This is a genomic window from Mesorhizobium sp. M8A.F.Ca.ET.021.01.1.1, from assembly GCF_003998025.1.
GTDB lineage: Bacteria > Pseudomonadota > Alphaproteobacteria > Rhizobiales > Rhizobiaceae > Mesorhizobium.
Genome location: NZ_RZSJ01000553.1, coordinates 1 through 4,048, shown reverse-complemented (window position 1 = coordinate 4,048; position 4,048 = coordinate 1). Strand labels below are relative to the sequence as shown.

Below are 4,048 nucleotides of genomic sequence, written 5' to 3'. Positions count from 1 at the left end.
ATGGCGAACTGGCCGTCAACCGGGAACGTCCGAACGAATTCGCGGCCGACAACTGGAAACGCGCTCTGGTCTCCGAAACAATCGTCAAACCGGAAATGTTCGACAAGGCGGACGGGCAATTCGATATTGCCGCTCCCACCGACCTGCCGCAGGGATCGCCGTTCTATTGCCGCGAAGGCCTTTGCCTTGCCAGGCACCCTTCCGGCGCGATCGTCGCCTATGTCGAGGATCGCAAGAACACCTGGAAAGCCTGCGCCTTCGCCGACCTGATCGTCGTCAATGACGCGACCGCCTATGACGCCTGCCACAATCCGCTGGTTGTCGTCGTCACGAAACGGCAGCTCGCCCGCAAGGGAAGTGCTGCCGTCTTCTTCGATCCCCAGTCGGCCACAACCCCGGCTGTGATCGAATTCGCTGTCGACGGACCATACCGGCCCTGGCACGAGCAGCGAAAATTCTCACGCGAGGCGAGGGGGCTGCCGCCCTATAAAAAGCCAGACAAGTCCGATGGCAAACCGGCTCAGTAGCGCCTGATCAGCCCGACCAGCTTGCCTTGTACCTTGACTCTGTCCGGCCCGAAAATACGCGTTTCGTAGGCTGGATTGGCGGCTTCGAGCGCGATCGAGGCGCCTTTACGGCGGAACCGCTTCAGCGTCGCTTCCTCCTCGTCGACCAGCGCCACGATGATTTCGCCCGGACTTGCCGTGTTCGCATTGCGGATGATGACCGTGTCGCCGTCGAAGATACCAGCCTCGATCATCGAGTCACCCTTGACCTCCAGCGCATAGTGCTCGCCGCCCATGATCATATCCGGCGGCACCGAGATCGAATGCGTCTGATGCTGGATGGCATCGATCGGCACACCGGCGGCGATACGGCCCATGACCGGGATGGACACGGCTGAAACCACATCGTCGTCATTGCCGGCCGCGGGCAGACGCGAAGGCGCCGTCGCCGGCTTGAGCTGGCGGCCAAGATTGTTTTGACCAAGGCTGCCCTGGATGACGCTGGGCGAAAATTTCTTTGCCGCGTTCAGGCCGGGCGCGATCGAATCCGGCAGCCGCAGCACCTCCAGCGCGCGCGCCCGATTGGGTAGCCGGCGAATGAAGCCGCGTTCCTCCAGCGCCGTGATCAGGCGATGAATCCCGGATTTGGAGGCAAGATCGAGCGCTTCCTTCATCTCGTCGAAGGAGGGCGGTATCCCGCTTTCCTTGAGCCGTTCGTGGATGAACATCAGCAGTTCATGTTGCTTGCGTGTCAGCATGGCGGCCCCCAAGGCATTGAACGAAGGTCTGAACCAGAATCGAAAAAACAAACCCAGAACAAACACTATCTGTTCCAGTTGTGTTCCGCAACCGTTTAAAGTTTAATGAATTTGTTAAGGCTGCGGATGTTTTTTGTCCGCTACGGCGGGCAGAAGCCGACCTTTTCCGCCATCGGCAGGCCCATTGAAATCGTTATGGTTAATGGCCTGTGGCCCATCCGCTCCCGAGTTTGGCGTCAGCCGTTCGGAAGGCTTTCCCCGGGCGGATTGTATAATTTATCGGTCCGTTATTCGCGGAACGAAACGAAACCAAAACGCCAACGACTGGCAGCTTCGGGGCAGCGATGGACCCAGGCGTCCGGCCCCACTCCGACCAACGCGTGCGAATAGGTGTCGCGGAAGCGCCGGAGTCATCCCGAACCAGCTTTCAAGCTGCCGGCGCGGGCGGCGTATTTGGTCGGGCCGCTGTCTTCGCTGTGGACATAGACGTGCAGGGTGTAGCCGATATGGGCCACCATCAGCGCCTTGGCCCGCTCGACGTCACGATCGAGTGCCGCTTCCATGATCGCGGTATGGTGTTCGATCGCAATCGCTTCGCGCAGCGCCTCCATCGCCTCTTCGTAGCCATCCTTGAGGCCGGCCGCGGCCCGCAATGTCGGCGCCAGACCAAGAAAGCGATGATGCCGGCGCAATTGATCCGAGATCGTCGAGCGGAAACGCAACAGCCAATCGCATGTGGCGGCACTCAGCAGCGCCGCATGGAAAGCCTCGTGATTCTCGTCCCATTTGTCGACCGCCGCATCCGAGGGATCGTCGACCGCGGTTTTGCAACGGGAGAGCCGGTAGTGGGCGGTGACCACGGCATCTTCCCATTCCTTGCCGCCTTTCTCCATCGATTCGAGGAACAGGGGGATCTCGACCACCATCCTGGCGCGCGCCAGGTCCTCCAGTTCGGCCCGCGACACCCGAGCCACGGTAAAACCGCGATTGCTGATGGCGGTGACCAGGCGTTCGGCCTCGAGCCGCGACAAGGCTTCGCGCAATGGCGTCCAGCCGACTCCATAGGTGCCGCGCAGTGCACTCAGTTTGAGCGGGGCGCCGGGCATGAGGCGCGTGGTCAGGATATCGCGCCGCAACAGCTGATAGGCTGCCTCCGTCTTTGTGGAGCTCGTTTGATCCTGCATCGCGGTCCATCCGTCGTCTGGCAGGGAAAATTATATATGATGTAGGGGCATGGCAAGAATTATATATAATGTTTGACACAAGCCGGCGGACTGACCATGATCGTTTGCAGTAGCCGCGCTGCAAGCGGCGCTGATCAAATCTGGGAGGAAATGATGTTGAAGTCGAAATCCGCTTGGTTGTCGGGTTTGTTCATGGCTAGCGCGTTGATGGTGAGCGCCGGCAGTGCCGCCGCCGACCAGATACGCATCGGCATTGCCAATTTCGGCGAGCACCCCCAGCTCAATGCCGCCATAGCCGGCTTCAAGAAGGCGCTGACGGACAATGGCTTCGTCGAGGGCAAGGACGTCGTCTATACGGAAAGCCATACCAATTTCGATGCATCGCTGGTGCCGCAGATGATCGCCAAGCTGCAGGCGGAGCAGCCCAAGCTGATCTACACCATCACCACGCCGGTCTCGCAGATCGCCAAGAAGGCGCTCGCCGGTTCCGGCATTCCAATCGTCTTTGCCGCGGTCACCGATCCAGTGGCGGCCAAGCTGGTGCCGTCGTGGGATTCAGGTGACGAAGGCATGACCGGCGCCAGCGATCTGCAGGACGTCGCCGCGGTGATGGCCTTCACCAAGAAGCTGCTGCCGAACGCCAAGCGCTTCGGCGTGCCTTACAATCCGGGCGAGGCCAATGACGTTGCCTTGGTCGAAAAGATCAAGGCGGCGGCGCCCGCCGCTGGCTTCGAGGTGGTGGAGGTCGGCATCGACAACGTCAATGACATCCAGCAACGTATCGCTTCGCTCGCCGGCAAGGCCGACGTCATCTACGGCCCGGCCTCGAACCTGATCCAGCCGGCGATCGCCGCTGTCTCCGCCGCCGCCCGCCAGGCCGGTATCCCGGTCGTCAACTCCGATGACAGCGCGGTCCGCAACGGCACTGTGCCGGCGAGCTTCGCGGTCAATTACACGCAGGTTGGCATCAACGCCGGCGACATCGCCGCAGAGATACTCAAGGGCAAGGATCCCAAGACGATCGCGCCGTCGCGCCCGGCCTACAAGGATCACATGGCAACGATTTCCCGCAAGGCGATGGCCGCGTTCGGCATCGAGATACCGGCCTCGATGGCAGATTGCGGCTGCATCGTCGACTGACATCAGGCTGCATGAAGGTGACGGCGCGGGCGCCGTCACTTTTCATGTCAGGGAGGAACGATGCTCGAGATCCGATCCGCGCGCAAAGTATTCTACAGGGGCCAGGCCGACGAGAAGATCGCGCTGGACGGCCTCAGCCTGTCATTGGCGACTGGCGAGTTCGGCATCGTCATCGGCTCCAACGGGGCGGGCAAGAGCAGCATGCTCAACGCCATTTCCGGCGCTCTGATCCTCGATTCCGGCCAGATCCTGATCAATGGCGCCGATGTGACTGATATGCCGGTGCACAAGCGCGCCGCGAAGCTGGCCCGCGTCTTCCAGGATCCGATGCGCGGCACCGCCGCCAGCATGACGGTCGCGGAAAACATGCTGCTGGCTGATTTGCGCAGCAGCAAGCGCACCTTGCGCCAGGGGCTGAACGCCACCCGGCTCGCGTCCTACAAGGAACGCCTGTCGATAC

General features: G+C 61.4%; 4 protein-coding genes and 1 pseudogene. 3 read left to right on the top strand and 2 right to left on the bottom strand.

Features of this window, described 5'->3' with window-relative positions; translation table 11 throughout:
* Positions 1 to 527, top strand: a pseudogene (locus EOA36_RS29570) (competence protein); the annotation flags it as partial.
* Here EOA36_RS29570 and lexA read toward each other — a convergent pair.
* Entirely contained in the window at positions 521 to 1,264 is a 744-nt protein-coding gene (lexA, locus tag EOA36_RS29565) for a transcriptional repressor LexA (protein ID WP_127280511.1), read from the bottom strand. The pseudogene EOA36_RS29570 and the gene lexA sit on opposite strands and share 7 nt — an antisense overlap.
* Before the next feature lie 410 nt (positions 1,265 to 1,674).
* A complete protein-coding gene (locus EOA36_RS29560; RefSeq protein WP_127280510.1) occupies positions 1,675 to 2,448 on the bottom strand; it encodes a GntR family transcriptional regulator in 774 nt (257 codons plus the stop codon).
* A 153-nt stretch (positions 2,449 to 2,601) separates the two neighbouring features.
* Here EOA36_RS29560 and EOA36_RS29555 point away from each other — a divergent pair, with 153 nt between their 5' ends.
* Both EOA36_RS29555 and EOA36_RS29550 read left to right on the top strand, forming a co-directional pair.
* The gene (locus tag EOA36_RS29555; protein WP_127280509.1) at positions 2,602 to 3,588 is read left to right on the top strand and encodes an ABC transporter substrate-binding protein; all 987 of its coding nucleotides are present in this window, start codon (positions 2,602 to 2,604) and stop codon (positions 3,586 to 3,588) included.
* Between the two features lie 60 nt (positions 3,589 to 3,648).
* On the top strand, positions 3,649 to 4,048 hold a 400-nt coding region (locus EOA36_RS29550), incomplete at its 3' end, for an ATP-binding cassette domain-containing protein (RefSeq protein ID WP_127280508.1).